Source organism: Paenibacillus sp. CFBP 13594 (assembly GCF_014842675.1).
GTDB lineage: Bacteria > Bacillota > Bacilli > Paenibacillales > Paenibacillaceae > Paenibacillus > Paenibacillus amylolyticus_B.
The window spans coordinates 32,420-44,908 of the sequence record NZ_JACYVQ010000005.1 but is presented as its reverse complement, the minus strand read 5'-3'; the positions used below and the strand labels follow the sequence as shown (position 1 = coordinate 44,908).

The 12,489-nt window shown below is 34.3% G+C and carries 29 protein-coding genes; 28 read left to right on the top strand and 1 reads right to left on the bottom strand.

What is annotated here, in order from left to right; genetic code table 11:
* Positions 1 to 138 precede the first annotated feature (138 nt).
* From IFU39_RS16705 to IFU39_RS16670, 8 genes are all read left to right on the top strand, one after another.
* The gene (locus IFU39_RS16705) at positions 139 to 348 is read left to right on the top strand and encodes a hypothetical protein (RefSeq protein WP_192133857.1); all 210 of its coding nucleotides are present in this window, start codon (positions 139 to 141) and stop codon (positions 346 to 348) included.
* Positions 349 to 367: 19 nt separating this feature from the next.
* Complete coding sequence (locus tag IFU39_RS16700; protein ID WP_192133856.1) at positions 368 to 619, top strand: hypothetical protein; 252 nt, start codon at positions 368 to 370, stop codon at positions 617 to 619.
* A gap of 36 nt (positions 620 to 655) precedes the next feature.
* On the top strand, positions 656 to 814 hold the full coding sequence (locus IFU39_RS16695) for a hypothetical protein (RefSeq protein WP_192133854.1): 159 nt from the start codon (positions 656 to 658) through the stop codon (positions 812 to 814).
* Positions 811 to 2,136 carry a phosphoadenosine phosphosulfate reductase domain-containing protein gene (locus IFU39_RS16690; RefSeq protein WP_192133852.1) on the top strand — a complete coding sequence of 442 codons (1,326 nt, stop codon included), beginning with the start codon at positions 811 to 813 and terminating at the stop codon, positions 2,134 to 2,136. The genes IFU39_RS16695 and IFU39_RS16690 overlap by 4 nt, the downstream gene beginning before the upstream one ends.
* A gap of 130 nt (positions 2,137 to 2,266) precedes the next feature.
* The gene (locus IFU39_RS16685) at positions 2,267 to 2,707 is read left to right on the top strand and encodes a hypothetical protein (RefSeq protein ID WP_192133849.1); all 441 of its coding nucleotides are present in this window, start codon (positions 2,267 to 2,269) and stop codon (positions 2,705 to 2,707) included.
* Positions 2,708 to 3,017: 310 nt separating this feature from the next.
* Complete coding sequence (locus IFU39_RS16680; protein ID WP_192133847.1) at positions 3,018 to 3,206, top strand: hypothetical protein; 189 nt, start codon at positions 3,018 to 3,020, stop codon at positions 3,204 to 3,206.
* 31 nt (positions 3,207 to 3,237) lie between these two features.
* Positions 3,238 to 3,477, top strand: a complete 240-nt coding sequence (locus tag IFU39_RS16675) for a hypothetical protein (RefSeq protein ID WP_192133845.1) — start codon at positions 3,238 to 3,240, stop codon at positions 3,475 to 3,477.
* 42 nt (positions 3,478 to 3,519) lie between these two features.
* The gene (locus tag IFU39_RS16670) at positions 3,520 to 3,807 is read left to right on the top strand and encodes a hypothetical protein (protein ID WP_192133843.1); all 288 of its coding nucleotides are present in this window, start codon (positions 3,520 to 3,522) and stop codon (positions 3,805 to 3,807) included.
* A 188-nt stretch (positions 3,808 to 3,995) separates the two neighbouring features.
* Here the strand turns inward: IFU39_RS16670 and IFU39_RS16665 are convergent, their stop codons facing one another.
* The gene (locus IFU39_RS16665) at positions 3,996 to 4,217 is read right to left on the bottom strand and encodes a helix-turn-helix domain-containing protein (protein WP_192133841.1); all 222 of its coding nucleotides are present in this window, start codon (positions 4,215 to 4,217) and stop codon (positions 3,996 to 3,998) included.
* Positions 4,218 to 4,665: 448 nt separating this feature from the next.
* Between IFU39_RS16665 and IFU39_RS16660 the strand changes: the two genes are divergently transcribed.
* The 20 genes from IFU39_RS16660 (at position 4,666) to IFU39_RS16565 (ending at position 12,488) form a co-directional block, all read left to right on the top strand.
* Complete coding sequence (locus IFU39_RS16660; RefSeq protein WP_192133839.1) at positions 4,666 to 4,932, top strand: hypothetical protein; 267 nt, start codon at positions 4,666 to 4,668, stop codon at positions 4,930 to 4,932.
* 29 nt (positions 4,933 to 4,961) lie between these two features.
* A complete protein-coding gene (locus tag IFU39_RS16655; protein ID WP_192133838.1) occupies positions 4,962 to 5,390 on the top strand; it encodes a helix-turn-helix domain-containing protein in 429 nt (142 codons plus the stop codon).
* A 39-nt stretch (positions 5,391 to 5,429) separates the two neighbouring features.
* Positions 5,430 to 5,693 carry a hypothetical protein gene (locus IFU39_RS16650; RefSeq protein WP_192133836.1) on the top strand — a complete coding sequence of 88 codons (264 nt, stop codon included), beginning with the start codon at positions 5,430 to 5,432 and terminating at the stop codon, positions 5,691 to 5,693.
* Between the two features lie 47 nt (positions 5,694 to 5,740).
* A complete protein-coding gene (locus IFU39_RS16645) occupies positions 5,741 to 6,022 on the top strand; it encodes a hypothetical protein (RefSeq protein WP_206759567.1) in 282 nt (93 codons plus the stop codon).
* 39 nt (positions 6,023 to 6,061) lie between these two features.
* Entirely contained in the window at positions 6,062 to 6,295 is a 234-nt protein-coding gene (locus tag IFU39_RS16640) for a hypothetical protein (RefSeq protein WP_192133832.1), read from the top strand.
* Positions 6,296 to 6,324: 29 nt separating this feature from the next.
* Positions 6,325 to 6,486 (top strand): hypothetical protein, encoded by a 162-nt coding sequence (locus IFU39_RS16635; protein ID WP_192133830.1) that lies wholly within the window; start codon positions 6,325 to 6,327, stop codon positions 6,484 to 6,486.
* A 31-nt stretch (positions 6,487 to 6,517) separates the two neighbouring features.
* On the top strand, positions 6,518 to 6,790 hold the full coding sequence (locus IFU39_RS16630) for a ClpX C4-type zinc finger protein (protein ID WP_192133828.1): 273 nt from the start codon (positions 6,518 to 6,520) through the stop codon (positions 6,788 to 6,790).
* Between the two features lie 159 nt (positions 6,791 to 6,949).
* Entirely contained in the window at positions 6,950 to 7,351 is a 402-nt protein-coding gene (locus IFU39_RS16625; RefSeq protein ID WP_192133825.1) for a hypothetical protein, read from the top strand.
* Between the two features lies 1 nt (position 7,352).
* Entirely contained in the window at positions 7,353 to 7,496 is a 144-nt protein-coding gene (locus IFU39_RS16620; protein ID WP_192133824.1) for a hypothetical protein, read from the top strand.
* Between the two features lie 227 nt (positions 7,497 to 7,723).
* The gene (locus IFU39_RS16615; RefSeq protein WP_192133822.1) at positions 7,724 to 8,275 is read left to right on the top strand and encodes a hypothetical protein; all 552 of its coding nucleotides are present in this window, start codon (positions 7,724 to 7,726) and stop codon (positions 8,273 to 8,275) included.
* Positions 8,268 to 8,420 carry a hypothetical protein gene (locus tag IFU39_RS16610; RefSeq protein ID WP_192133820.1) on the top strand — a complete coding sequence of 51 codons (153 nt, stop codon included), beginning with the start codon at positions 8,268 to 8,270 and terminating at the stop codon, positions 8,418 to 8,420. The genes IFU39_RS16615 and IFU39_RS16610 overlap by 8 nt, the downstream gene beginning before the upstream one ends.
* Positions 8,413 to 8,850 (top strand): Panacea domain-containing protein, encoded by a 438-nt coding sequence (locus IFU39_RS16605; RefSeq protein WP_192133818.1) that lies wholly within the window; start codon positions 8,413 to 8,415, stop codon positions 8,848 to 8,850. Before IFU39_RS16610 ends, IFU39_RS16605 begins: the two co-directional genes overlap by 8 nt.
* Positions 8,851 to 9,443: 593 nt before the next feature.
* On the top strand, positions 9,444 to 9,686 hold the full coding sequence (locus tag IFU39_RS16600) for a hypothetical protein (RefSeq protein WP_192133816.1): 243 nt from the start codon (positions 9,444 to 9,446) through the stop codon (positions 9,684 to 9,686).
* A gap of 312 nt (positions 9,687 to 9,998) precedes the next feature.
* Positions 9,999 to 10,244 (top strand): hypothetical protein, encoded by a 246-nt coding sequence (locus tag IFU39_RS16595; protein WP_192133814.1) that lies wholly within the window; start codon positions 9,999 to 10,001, stop codon positions 10,242 to 10,244.
* 30 nt (positions 10,245 to 10,274) lie between these two features.
* Positions 10,275 to 10,442 (top strand): hypothetical protein, encoded by a 168-nt coding sequence (locus tag IFU39_RS16590; protein ID WP_192133812.1) that lies wholly within the window; start codon positions 10,275 to 10,277, stop codon positions 10,440 to 10,442.
* Positions 10,435 to 10,632 (top strand): hypothetical protein, encoded by a 198-nt coding sequence (locus IFU39_RS16585; protein WP_192133810.1) that lies wholly within the window; start codon positions 10,435 to 10,437, stop codon positions 10,630 to 10,632. The genes IFU39_RS16590 and IFU39_RS16585 overlap by 8 nt, the downstream gene beginning before the upstream one ends.
* Positions 10,633 to 10,665: 33 nt before the next feature.
* Positions 10,666 to 11,115, top strand: coding sequence for a hypothetical protein (locus IFU39_RS16580; protein WP_192133809.1), 450 nt, complete (start codon positions 10,666 to 10,668; stop codon positions 11,113 to 11,115).
* Positions 11,116 to 11,152: 37 nt separating this feature from the next.
* Positions 11,153 to 11,509, top strand: a complete 357-nt coding sequence (locus IFU39_RS16575) for a hypothetical protein (protein ID WP_192133808.1) — start codon at positions 11,153 to 11,155, stop codon at positions 11,507 to 11,509.
* 177 nt (positions 11,510 to 11,686) lie between these two features.
* Entirely contained in the window at positions 11,687 to 12,049 is a 363-nt protein-coding gene (locus IFU39_RS16570) for a hypothetical protein (protein ID WP_192133807.1), read from the top strand.
* Between the two features lie 31 nt (positions 12,050 to 12,080).
* Positions 12,081 to 12,488, top strand: coding sequence for a hypothetical protein (locus IFU39_RS16565; RefSeq protein ID WP_192133806.1), 408 nt, complete (start codon positions 12,081 to 12,083; stop codon positions 12,486 to 12,488).
* The last annotated feature ends 1 nt before the right edge of the window (position 12,489 follow it).

The window sequence follows — 12,489 nt, the reverse complement described above, 5'->3', positions numbered from 1 at the left end:
TTTGGTGAAGCAAGTGGTGAGATTCATAGACTGAGTGGCTACTTCATGATTCCCAATATTAGATACACGTTGCGTGAAAATTCAAGCGTAAAATATGAGTTAGTCAAAATTGGAACTAAATAGAAAGGATGGATTTGTTTGTCTAAATGGATTGAATTGAGTGAAAATGTTGCTGTAGAAGTTCACGAAAGAGAAGGTAATCTTTTCGATGCCTGTGTCGTAACAAAGTGGTATAAATCCGATCCATGGTCTATCGAAGAAGACTATGTTAAGGCCGCTAACGGTTTATCAAGCATGCAAGTTTATGGATACATAGAGTATGAAGTAAAACCAGCATACATTTATTGAAGATAAAGGTGGAATTTAATTGACTGAATTTCAAATGAATAAAATGTCTAGTGAGATTGGCAATCAGATATATAAGGAAGCTGATGGAACTACAAATTCTGCAATTAACTTTGGAGTCGCAATGGTTATAGCATCAGTTTTTGATTGGTGCGATGAGGTTGAAGTTCTTAATATTAGTCCAAGTCCAACAGATATTAAGAAAGCAATGAATGATTGGATACATAGCGAAGATGAAATCAAAGAGATGTTTTATAGAATGTATACTAAATAATTCTCACCTGAATATTATGAAAGGAGGTGAGGGTTTTTGGATTGGAAACTATTTAATGAAAATGATGAATTTTTACAAGAAGTGAATTGTCAGTACGACAGCTTGGATCTAGCAACAATGGAACATGATGCAGAAAGAGTAGAAGTAGACTTTAAGAATAAAACAGCAAGAATTATTAAAAGAATAGAGGAGTGATTAGAATAGAAGAATTCGAAAGACTGGTTTCAATGTCAACTGAGGATTTGAGAAGAATGTATCTAGACACACAAGACACAAGAGACTGGGCTGTGGCATGGTCTGGGGGAAAAGACTCTACATGTGTATTAAGTATGGTAACGAAAATGCTTGAACAGCTAGAACCAGAACAAAGAATTAGGATGGTTCACGCTGTTATGTCTGATACAGTTGTAGAAAATCCAAACTTAGAAACATATATGCATGGACAAGTAGAACAATTAGAAAAATACATAGCTAAAAAGGATCTACCTATATCAGTTACACTAGTTACAAGAGAATTAGAACAATCATACTTTTACTTAATTTTGGGTAGAGGATATTTTTTACCTCAGAATAATGGTGCGGGTAGATGGTGTACAGATCGACTTAAGCTTCGACCTCAAAATAAGAAATTAAAAGAGATTAATCCTTCATATATATTGATTGGCACAAGGTCGAGCGAAAGTGAAAAACGCAGACAGTCAATTGAAAAATGGACAGGTAAAAATGATTTGAGTTACAAGATTGGTGACCATGCTAACCTTACTCAAAGTAAAACGTTTATGCCCATTGTTGACTTCACTATTGAAGATGTATGGAATTACTTAGCTAAAGAGCGTTTACCATGGGGCTCCTCTCATGCTGTAAGAACACTTTATAGAGAGGCTACTGGTGAGTGTGGCTTCACTAATCCTAAAGCTACAGAGAAGAAGGCAGCTAAGTCTGAGAGCTGTGGGGCACGATTTGGGTGCTGGACGTGTCCAGTTGTTCTCAATGATCGCTCAACAGAAGTGATGTCAGATACTCATCCATGGATGAAGCCACTGTCTGAATGGCGTATGTTGCAGCTTAAAGTGTTTGGGGACTATATACCAGTAAAACCATTGGGACAGAAAAGAAAAGACCGATCAGAGGTTTTGAGACAATGGAGAGAGATAAATAAAGAGATAAAGAAAGTAAGTAAATCTGGTCATAAACGCAACGGCAAACCAATGGTTGATAGAACTACAGGAGAAATTCGTGTAGATCAGGGAACAGTTACTATTGAAGCAAGAGAGTACTTGTTTGAGGAATTAATTAAGACAGAGAGTGAAGTAAATAGAATTAGAGATGGTATGGGATTGTTCCCTTTGAAGTTAATTAGTGATGAAGAAATACATATGATTAAAGAAATGTGGGAAACAGATCGAAAAGATTATCCACATCTAGTAACGAATGTGAACGGTTTAAGTATAAATTATCTTAAAGAACTAATTGAGCGTGGAGAAAATATTCAAATACATAATCTTGAAACAGTCTGAGTTTAGACTGCTTTTTCTAATAAAACCAGTCTTTTATCTTAAAACTAGAGTCCGTATCGGGCTCTTTTTTGTTCTCAAAACACTCAAAGGATGATACACTCTGTATACAAAGTGAAAAGGGGGATACAGCTTGCCAACACCGACTCAGAAGAAGTTTCAGAGATCAATGAGCAAGATAGAGAGACAATCATCAAAGAGGGGATCAGACAAGGTTTACAGCTACATCCAAGATAAATACATAAGTGATTATTACGACAGAGAACCAAAGGCTAGAAGGCGCATCAAGAAACTTCAAACGTTCAAATACATGACAATTGCTACAATAGCAGTCTTCTTCTTTATCTGCTTTGTGTTTGCACCATTCAATCGCTTTGCAGCTATACCGTTTACGATTATGGTGAGTTCAGTTCCATTGATACTGTTCGGCATTATTCATCCTGCATTAGCCTTTATGGATGGCAAATCAAGGTTTACGGTTATATGGCTGTATGTCCTTGTTTTTATCGTCTCATTCATTGTGACAGGATTATCTTTAGGGGTTGAGATCCCAACAGCAGAGACGGTTAACTAGCAGCCTTAAAGGGCTGTTTTGTTTTAGGTAAAACAAGACTTTTATCATCAATAACGATAAAATAATACTTGTATATGTATATTTATTGTTGTATAATTATATTCAGATAGAAAAGATAATACATAAAGAGGTGTCAGAATTGAGTGCAAGAGATCAATTAAAAAGTCTTAAAGAAGACTATTTAATGAATGAAAATTTGAACTGGGAAGAAAGAATGAACATCAAGAATCGGATTATTGTAATTGAAGACAGATTGGGTATTCCATTGAACTTTAGGTTCATGAGATAATAATTTATGGAGGCGATAACGATGATCAATAAAAATGTGAAAATTTCAAAATGTTACTGTGGACAAAAACGATTTATACAAGGTGATGAATATAAAAGTGTAGAAATGGACAACAAAGAGTATGATTTTCACAATGACCGTTGTATGAGTAAATTCATGAACGACTTCAATATCAATGAAATGTCCTTGATAAATACTAGATTTGAATGAAATTTTAATTTGATCAAAAAGGAGAAATAAAATGTGCTTTATACTTTATAAGAAACCTCAAGAAGAGCATTGGCAATTGTACAGCCAAGAAGGAAAATCAAGAGAACAGGCATTAGTTATCGTTTCAGGACTAAAAAGTATTGAGTATGAAGCTAAACTGTTGACAGAGGATAAAACTGACCATATAAATGAAGCGGAAGAAGCAATAAGAAAGTTTAAATTGCAAACTGAATTAAATAAGATCGAACAAATTTTGAGAAATATTAACTGAAACTTTAAGTCAAATGTTACTTTTACATAGAGGAGTGAAACTATGGAAGAATATAAGTATAGACTGATTGATGCTAAAATTGGTGGTTTCGCGACGATTTTGTTCAATAATAAAGAAGAAATGACTTTTGGGCCTTTAGCTAAGATTGAACTGGTAACACTCAGGCAGAGTTTTGGGGCAGCAATAGGCTACGCGCGCGGAAGTTTTTTGAGATTAACTAGCACTGAAAACAAAACGGCACAAAACGAATATAATCTGACTGAGGTTAAATCATTGTTAGATGAATTAGGGGTTGAATATTTTGAGGTAGATGAGCCAACATCTCGATAACTGTTAAGGAGTCTGCCAATATGCAGCTCCTTTTTCATTTCTTTTTTATTATTAGATATAGCGATAGTATTAGCAACGTTAAAGCACATGTTATAACAGCGTAGACATATCCAATTTTAGAAGTCTTAACATACAGATAGTAACCAACAAGGGCCAAAAGATTACCCGACAACCATACCAATGTGTGCTTATTCATTTTCTTCGATCATAGACATAATTTCATTTACATCAATATCTAGTTCAATACAAATCTTTTCAATATTTTCAAATGATATGTATACTGCCTCACCATTAATAATTTTACTTATAGTTACATGACGAACTCCTGTACGTCTCGATAACTCTCTTTGTGATATATCCTTGCTATCAAGTAGATTTCCTAAGTGTATCTTTAATCTACGAGAAACCATAGAGAATCCCCCTTTATACAAATTCAGTTGACAACAGACAGTATATGGTTTAAATTTAGAAGAGTGTTACCGTTCAGGTAACAAAAAGAAGACATAACAAAAGCACCCTCTGTGGTGAGAGTGCTTAAAAGTCAGATAGATGTTTTATTTAAAGCTCACATATCTAGGTGAGTCTATTTGCAGTTGTAGTAGATATTTAGAGACTGAACATAGTAATTCTATTGCAACTGAGACAATTTATCAAGAGCTACAAGAAACCTCATATAACAACTAAAAATAAGTAATTTGATTAAAATAAATAATAAAATAACACTATACGTACATTTGTAAAAGGTTTATAATTATGGTATCAGTTAAGCAACGATGTACAACAAACAGTAACAACGTACTGTAACGATACATAAGACTATTTGAAACAACGATTTCATTTAGAAAAGGAGGATTGAATTTGGTTTTTAAACTCATAGAAGAGTTGGACACCGACACCGAAATTGATTGGTGGAATAGCAATAGGGAAAGAGTGAATGCAGTCATTAGAGTATTTAATGATTGGCAGACAGTTCATAGGTTCGATGAATGGGAAGGTGGAGTAGTAATTGCCAAAGCTGAAGCCTGTGAACGCTATGGAGAGAGATATGATTTCTCTGGCTGGTTATATGAAATCCTTGGTGACATTAAAGATTTTGTAAAAAGTAGTATAGATGATTCTGAGTAAAAACAGTATTTCATAAGGAGATGAACAAGATGAGTATTGGGCTGGAGTACATCACCAAGATATTTGGTGGAAGCTATACAGATGTAGCCAAAAGATTAGATATTACACCACAAACCGTGAGCGATTGGATTAGAGGGAAGAGGAATATCTCATCTTCTAAAATCGATGAACTCGCTGCCCTGTTTAAACTGGATAAACACTTATTCCAAAAAGAGCTAACTGAAGTTGAGAAAATAGAAATAGAACTTGATTATCTTAACAGGCTTTCGAAAAGAGATGTCATGCTAGTTCCTGAAAGCAATGACACATATAATCCGCACAGTGACATGATCGAGTCTAAATTGAGGGAATTGGAAAACAACAAATTATTATTACGAGTGAAGCGTTTATTGTATTCAAATTCTAGCAATATATTCAACTCAATTGATGATTTAATTACTAGCATTGAAAAAAAATGAAAGCATATAGAACAGGATTACACTGGGGAGTTGAACAAGTTGAATATTGGATTAGAGCTGATCTGCAAATATAGAGACATTGAATATAAAAAGCTTGCAGAACAATTAGGAATTTCATCACCAACCATAATGGGATGGTTGAGCAAGAAAAGACCAATTCCTAAACCTAGACTCAAACAACTATCTGAAATTTTAAATGAAGACGAGAGTTTTATAACAAAAGACATAAGTATTGAAGACAAGATTTCATTTTTAGAATTAGAAGCGAATAAGTTGAGAAAAGAACACAGTATAGATATCTAAGAAGAATGGAAACTATTTAAAAGCAGGATTTTACATAGAAGTGAGGGATGGAAATGGAATCGATTACTAATTGGAATGAGCTTACAGAACATCTAAAACAAATAGAAATGGCACAAGAGAGAACCTTGATTGACGACATGAAACTGCAAAAGCATATCAAAGCTCTTGCTAGAAAAGAAGGAGTCATTCGATGGAATAAAGACAAGAACGATACCGTTGAGAGTTTATCTGAAACGCCGTATGGAATAGGTTACAGGTATTATAGAGATCTGTTAAATGAAGTTTCTTACATATTCGCAAAAAAGAAATATATTATTTATTTCAGTTGAAACAGTTATTTTACATAAACAAAAAATGGAGGTAATAAGATGAGGGATTCAATATTTGACTATCTGAATCAGAATGAGCTTGATCTATTGGTTAGATCCGAAACAATAGTGAGCTTAGTTCATGAAGTGGCAGAACTAAGAGCAGAGAATGAATTGTTACGTAAAAATGAACAACTGGAGTGGGAGAGACAACAGGATCGTTTAAATGAACAAAATAAAGAGATTGGTAACATATTGGTTACTATGATGGACAATATTACATATAAAATTTGATTCCATACAGAAAAGAGAGGCATATGAATATGAGCAATAAACCAATACGCCCAACCAAAGCAATATTCACTAATGAAATGGACTACAAGGACTTTATAGAGTACGCAGTGAATTCAAGCAAAACTAAGAGTGTAGGTATGGATAAGATGCGAGAAATGATGAAGGAATTTAAGAAAGCAAATGAAAGTTGAATTTTAATTAGATACATAAGGAGAGTTTACAATGATAACAACAGAACAATTTTACGAGATAGCCGATAAAGCAAAGAGGTATGACGATCTATTGAAGTTCTCAGGTAAGAATCCAGAACTTTGCTGCTCATTTTGTGGCAAGGCTCAGTCAGAGGTCGCAGGGATTGTTGCTGGCCCAAATGTGTATATTTGTGACGAATGTGTTGATCTATGTAATGAAATTTTAGGAGAAGGTGAAGAAGATGGGACTACTGAAACAACTGATGGAAATGAGTCGAGAAGATCTGCTGGAGCTTCTAAATAGCAATATGAAGGACGACAAGCAAGATCATGATGTTGCTGTTAAATTAGGTTCTATGGGAGTATCATATGATTATTTAAGCCAGTATCTTAAAACAGCTAATATAATTAGAGAGTCAATGAAAGTCTGATTTGATAAAGAATTAGGGGAGGTGTTATGAATATGAAAGAAATCAAAGCGAAACCGATTCGTCCAACCCAAGTTACAGTTAGTAGCGAGGAAGAGTATAGAGCATTCGTTGATTTTGCTCATGGTGTGAATCAACCTTACGACCCGATCATTGAAAAGGTTAGGGAGCGACTTAAGAATCATGTTCGTATTCCTAAGGTAGGTAGTATTGAGGCTAAACTGATGCAACAACAGGTACTGGGCTATCCTAATTTTAAGAAAGCCATTGCTAAAGAACTGGTCGATACATACAATATCACTCCTGACTTAGCCACCGAATATGCCTTCAGTGATGAAATTAACGATCAAATTATGGATGATATAGCGTGGTCACAACACATGGGGCCTGAATACTGGGCTGACAGTGCTATGGATGAATTTGTGAGGAGGAAATAGCATGCTTTTGAGTTGGTTAAATGAACATTGTGGATGTGACATGGATAAAGTAATGCGTGGTGATGAAGAAGAGATTGAGAAGATGAAGAAACATCTAGAACTGGAAACAGAACGAATTAGGAATCAATACGAAGATGAAGAGTAGAATTAGAAAATCATTTAGTAAACTGACTCGATCCAAGTTAGCAAATCCATACTCACACACTCCAATGACTAAACGTTTAGCAAAAAGAAACTCAATCGACTTGCGTAACAATCATGTTACCATTGATTTAAACGATGATTTTGTAAAGGCGATTCCTATCGACACGTCTAAAACTCATACGCATATAAGCTGTGAAGATACTGAACACATTCCCTAGGAGGTATTGAATGAATGACTTTAAAGAGACGATTGAACAGTTTGAAACTAAAAAGGAGCAGTATTACAAGAAAGAGAACGCAAATGAAGCAATAAAACAATCGCTTGTTAACGCTCTAATTAAATTCACAGACAATAAACTCACACTAGACAAAGCGATTGAAGTGGCAGATGTGATTATTTCTAAAGTTGATTTCTCTGATCCTGTTCTGAGTCACAAAGGTATTAATTGGTTTGTAAAAGATTTTCTTAAAAATTTCCGAATAGTGCATGAGGTCAAAATGAAAACTCAAATGGCTTCAACTCCAACACTTGAAGGTGAAGACGCTAAGCGTTTACTAGACTCGCTTCAGATTAAACCAACTGAACGATCAAAAGAGAATGCAATGAGGTTGAAAGAGTACTTTGAAGGAATTGAAAAGAAGCCCACATATAGACTTGAACAATCCTTGATTGAAATGAATGATATAAGAACTGGTAGGAGTAAGGGTAAGTCTTGGGAACATCTAAAGAAGGAACTTAATACATTAGTCGCAAAGGAGAGAAGTCAAAACAATGTTTAAGAGTGCAGAAATTACGCTAAACACACCCGGAAAGGTAGAACTATTCGATAAACTCTTACATAATAAAGGAAAAGTAAATGAAGAATTGATTCAAAAAATCCAAAATACGCCTACTATTCCACGTAGAAAGAAATTAAATGACTAAATCTTCTCTGCACGTTGATGTGGTTGCCTGTTATCTGCTTCATTTAAAGCCTGATATTTCACCAATCAAATTACATAAGAGTTTATACTTTCTGTTTGCTTATTATGGAGCCACAAAAAATCACTGGCTGTTCAATGCAAAGTTTGAAGCATGGAAATTTGGGTCGGTTATTCGTGAAGTATACGAAAATCAGAATAGTAATTATTATAATAGTTTTATGATTAAGGATGCTGTTTTGTCGATCAACAATAAACGAGAAATCAAATTGTTTATTGAAGATTTATTCACTCAAATTGATTCAGTAAGCGACTTTACCCTTGTTGAAAGAAATCATCAAGATGAGGTATGGAAGAATGCTTATAGGGAAAGACCAACAACAGAAATTGATAAAGATGAACTGATTCTTGAGTATGAAGCGAAGTACCTATAAAGACAGTAAAAGATTAATTTTACCCAGTTAATTAATCGATGATACAATGAGAGGTATATATCATCTTAGAATTGACTGGACGGTGGACATCATGGATAAGGCTCTGGTTAAATGTTCAAAGGGCTCTTGCAACAATTATAGGAGCATTGATACAGATTCAAGCTTGTGTTTAGTATGTGAAGAGCGTAGGTTGATCGCTTCAGAGAAAAAGACATCTAAAAAAACTAAAACCAAAAAAGATATAACAGAAAAAAAGATGTCTTTATTCAAGACTAAAGATGAGATGAACGAGTATGATTACAGTGTTTGTATTTTGAAAAGCTGCTCAAAAAGAGTCTTTATGAGAGACAGATGTAAGGAACATTATATAGATTTCATAAAAAAGAGTATTAAAATGCAAGGATAATTTTATTATTAATAATCACGTGAGGCATGAATCCATAAGGGCTCTGCCTTTTTTGTATTTTAGATTTTTATTATATTTTATTTGGTAAATTAAAGGTAAATACATGATTCCTTTACATAGAACTCATCTACATGTTGTGTTAAAATGAATGAGTGTTATCAATATAGAGTGTTGGGAGGTGAAAAAGATGCGGAATTTTTATGGTGGTACAGGAGGCTTATTCTTGGTTTATCCATTCATCTGTCTCGTGCTTTACATATTGTTCTCTATCACTCCAAGTACAACGGAGTTTATGGGACAAGAAGTAAGTAACGGCTTTGCTCATTGGTTAGCTAATACGGCATATAATAACTTAGTTAATGCGAAGGCAGTTGTTGTCTGCCTACTAGCTTCAGCAGCGTTGTTTACAGCAATGAAAAAAAGCAAATAGATTTAGACGATAATCGGAGATGCCTTAAAGCATCTCTTTTTTATAATTTTAAATTATAAAATAACACTATACAAATTGATAAGAAACGGATATAATAAGATTATCAAATAGAAGAGGTGATCACGATGTATCAAGTGGTTGTCGTTGAGAAAATTTTTGGTAAGATTGAAGTGAATACATATGGATTTCCCACAGAAGAATTGAGAGACTTATTTAAAGAGTGATGTGAAGATGATGATGTAATTATCATCACACATGAAGAAGTTGCAGTTTAAGTGAAACTATAATTTTATAGAGAAAGAGGAGAAGTCGGTGAACATTGAATCAGCTATGGAAAAGTTAGAATTGTTGGTTTTAAGTGATAAGAATGAAGAATTAGAAAGTGTATATCTTGCTCTACTATCAGGAATAGACAAGTTGAAAAGTGAACTTGAAATAGAGGCAAATAAAAGAAAAGAAATTGAAGATGAGCTAGAAGAAAAGAAAACGTTTATTTGGAATAATCCTTCGTTGAGAATACAAGTTGCTCAGGACATTTTTAAAGTGGCCTCGCAGTGAAATGAATAGATAGGAAAGGGGGGAATCCTTGTGAACAAAGATGATTTGATTGAGCAATTACGAGAAGACTTCCCTAGCAGACGGTATTTTGACTGTATGGGATGCGACAATTCGTTCTCAACAGATGACAACAAACTGCATTGCATGATTAAAGACAGAATTGTTGAAGAAGATGAACTTTGCGAACAGTTTGGCTAAGGAGATGAAGAGGGTGAGAGAACACATCGAAGAGCTCATTATATTGATCAGATCCAAAAAGAATGAAGCAACAAACTCTATTGAGAGAACTAATAATCCAGAATTGAAACTAATGTATCAAGGCAAAGAAGCTGCACTAGGAGAAGTTCATTCGCTTTTAATTGAAAAGTTAATGGAATTATCAAAGTAAAATGATCCTTTTAAAAAGACAGGAGTTGAAAAATTGATAACAGTATTGGTGGATAGATTGTTAAAGAGCGCTCAACTTGACCTTACCCATGGAATTGAGTGGACTATCAATAGTCCAATTAACATAAACAGAGTGGGCGTTGCAATTAGAAACGGAATAGATGAGACAAATGAAGGTTTCGGTGATGGTTGGAGTTATCGCGTAGACATGAATAAAGAGGATGACTATCATCTGGCTAGAATAGTTTATTTTATAAATCATCCAGAAGAGATTAAAGGTGTCGAGGTAGACAATGTAATTGTAGCAGACAGATATCATTGTTCTGTAATGCCCAATGCAAAAATTACAGACGGACATCATAGGCTAATGGCTGCAAAGCATTTAGATTTAGAAAAAATAGACATTCGATATGGTGGAAGATCAGATATTTTGGATTATTTGACAGGAGATAGCGATTCTGAGCCAACTAACATGTTGGCATAAAATGAATATTTTATTCAAATATAAGGAGGACTGACAAATGTCAGAAAATCAAACCAAAGAAGTTTCTTTAGAGCAGAAGTGCAAAAACTTGGAGTATCAGAATGAAATCATCTTAAAAGTGTTACAGGAGACCAATGAATCATTGACCATTCTATATAAAAATTTGAATAGTACCAATGAGTATACAGTTTGTAGACAAGTCAACTCATTGAACACTCAATTGGTTGATATAACATCGAAAATAATTCAAAGCGACCACCATGATAATCAACTATTAATTAAGCAAGCTTTCTTAACGGGGCAGATACAAGCTTTAAATCAATACTCAAATTCAATATCTGAGACAGCAAATAAATTAAATTCTTTAATTAGTAGTACAAGGATTCCAATCTAAAAGAAAAGATTATTTCATCAAAATAAAAAAGAATGTGGGGAAATACATAAATGGGAATGTATACAGGGTTACGATGTAAAGTTATTATTAAGCCAGAATTTCGTCAAGAGTTCGAGTATTTGAATAATGAAGTTCAATATGAGTGGACAGAGTCAAACATTGAGTTCCTAAAAGAGTATGGAGAGTATTCAAGGGCAACTTTCATCCCAAGAGGTGGACTTTCATACATGCCTGACTGCTGGGAAGATGTACCGAAAAAAAGAAAACGGAGATCGTGATTGGCTAAATTCTGTTCCAACAGATGGTTTCCATAGAGATTTCAATAAGGAAACGGGACTGTGGACGTTTCAATGTAGTCTGAAGAATTATGAAAGTACAATTGAATATTTTTTAGAGAATGTGTTATCAAAAGTGGTCGAAACTATCATTCACTTGGAATATTATTATGAAGAATGGGATCAGAGTATCATGTTTGAATTTATCGAAGGGCAGATCTCAAAGAGCACCAAAGAAGGAATCAAATACAATGCTTATCTATAATAAATAGAAAATAAAAGGAGATAAATAAACTATGGGATTAACAGTATCACATGGAGCTTTTGATGGTGCTTATTCTGCTTTTAATAGATTCAGACAGTTTGTAATGAAATCAATTGGAGGTAGCTATCCACCACATAAGGATATAAATCTTAGTGAGACACATTGGTACTTTGGTGATGGATATAGTACTGAGACTCATCCGGGGTTAACAGAGTTCTTCAGACATAGTGATTGTGATGGATATATTGAGCCCGAAATGTGCGGTACGATTGCGAAAGAGTTACAAGTCATTCTTCCTTTGGTTATTAAGCTTGAAAAAACAGAGGGAACTGGTGGAGGACATATTGCAGCTCAAGGTGGATTTGTACAAGTTTTAAAATATTTTATCGAAGGCAGTGAAGAAGCCCATAAAAGAAATGAAAGAATGGAGTTCAGATAAA

What these genes read in the sequence shown, in the direction of transcription:
- IFU39_RS16680 (WP_192133847.1), top strand. Translation starts at nt 3,018, where the DNA reads ATGATCAATAAAAATGTGAAAATTTCAAAATGTTACTGTGGACAAAAA.
- IFU39_RS16675 (WP_192133845.1), top strand. Translation starts at nt 3,238, where the DNA reads ATGTGCTTTATACTTTATAAGAAACCTCAAGAAGAGCATTGGCAATTG.
- IFU39_RS16670 (WP_192133843.1), top strand. Translation starts at nt 3,520, where the DNA reads ATGGAAGAATATAAGTATAGACTGATTGATGCTAAAATTGGTGGTTTC.
- IFU39_RS16665 (WP_192133841.1), bottom strand. Translation starts at nt 4,217, where the DNA reads ATGGTTTCTCGTAGATTAAAGATACACTTAGGAAATCTACTTGATAGC.
- IFU39_RS16655 (WP_192133838.1), top strand. Translation starts at nt 4,962, where the DNA reads ATGAGTATTGGGCTGGAGTACATCACCAAGATATTTGGTGGAAGCTAT.
- IFU39_RS16645 (WP_206759567.1), top strand. Translation starts at nt 5,741, where the DNA reads ATGGAAATGGAATCGATTACTAATTGGAATGAGCTTACAGAACATCTA.
- IFU39_RS16640 (WP_192133832.1), top strand. Translation starts at nt 6,062, where the DNA reads ATGAGGGATTCAATATTTGACTATCTGAATCAGAATGAGCTTGATCTA.
- IFU39_RS16635 (WP_192133830.1), top strand. Translation starts at nt 6,325, where the DNA reads ATGAGCAATAAACCAATACGCCCAACCAAAGCAATATTCACTAATGAA.
- IFU39_RS16630 (WP_192133828.1), top strand. Translation starts at nt 6,518, where the DNA reads ATGATAACAACAGAACAATTTTACGAGATAGCCGATAAAGCAAAGAGG.
- IFU39_RS16625 (WP_192133825.1), top strand. Translation starts at nt 6,950, where the DNA reads ATGAAAGAAATCAAAGCGAAACCGATTCGTCCAACCCAAGTTACAGTT.
- IFU39_RS16620 (WP_192133824.1), top strand. Translation starts at nt 7,353, where the DNA reads ATGCTTTTGAGTTGGTTAAATGAACATTGTGGATGTGACATGGATAAA.
- IFU39_RS16615 (WP_192133822.1), top strand. Translation starts at nt 7,724, where the DNA reads ATGAATGACTTTAAAGAGACGATTGAACAGTTTGAAACTAAAAAGGAG.
- IFU39_RS16610 (WP_192133820.1), top strand. Translation starts at nt 8,268, where the DNA reads ATGTTTAAGAGTGCAGAAATTACGCTAAACACACCCGGAAAGGTAGAA.
- IFU39_RS16605 (WP_192133818.1), top strand. Translation starts at nt 8,413, where the DNA reads ATGACTAAATCTTCTCTGCACGTTGATGTGGTTGCCTGTTATCTGCTT.
- IFU39_RS16600 (WP_192133816.1), top strand. Translation starts at nt 9,444, where the DNA reads ATGCGGAATTTTTATGGTGGTACAGGAGGCTTATTCTTGGTTTATCCA.
- IFU39_RS16575 (WP_192133808.1), top strand. Translation starts at nt 11,153, where the DNA reads ATGTCAGAAAATCAAACCAAAGAAGTTTCTTTAGAGCAGAAGTGCAAA.
- IFU39_RS16570 (WP_192133807.1), top strand. Translation starts at nt 11,687, where the DNA reads ATGGAGAGTATTCAAGGGCAACTTTCATCCCAAGAGGTGGACTTTCAT.
- IFU39_RS16565 (WP_192133806.1), top strand. Translation starts at nt 12,081, where the DNA reads ATGGGATTAACAGTATCACATGGAGCTTTTGATGGTGCTTATTCTGCT.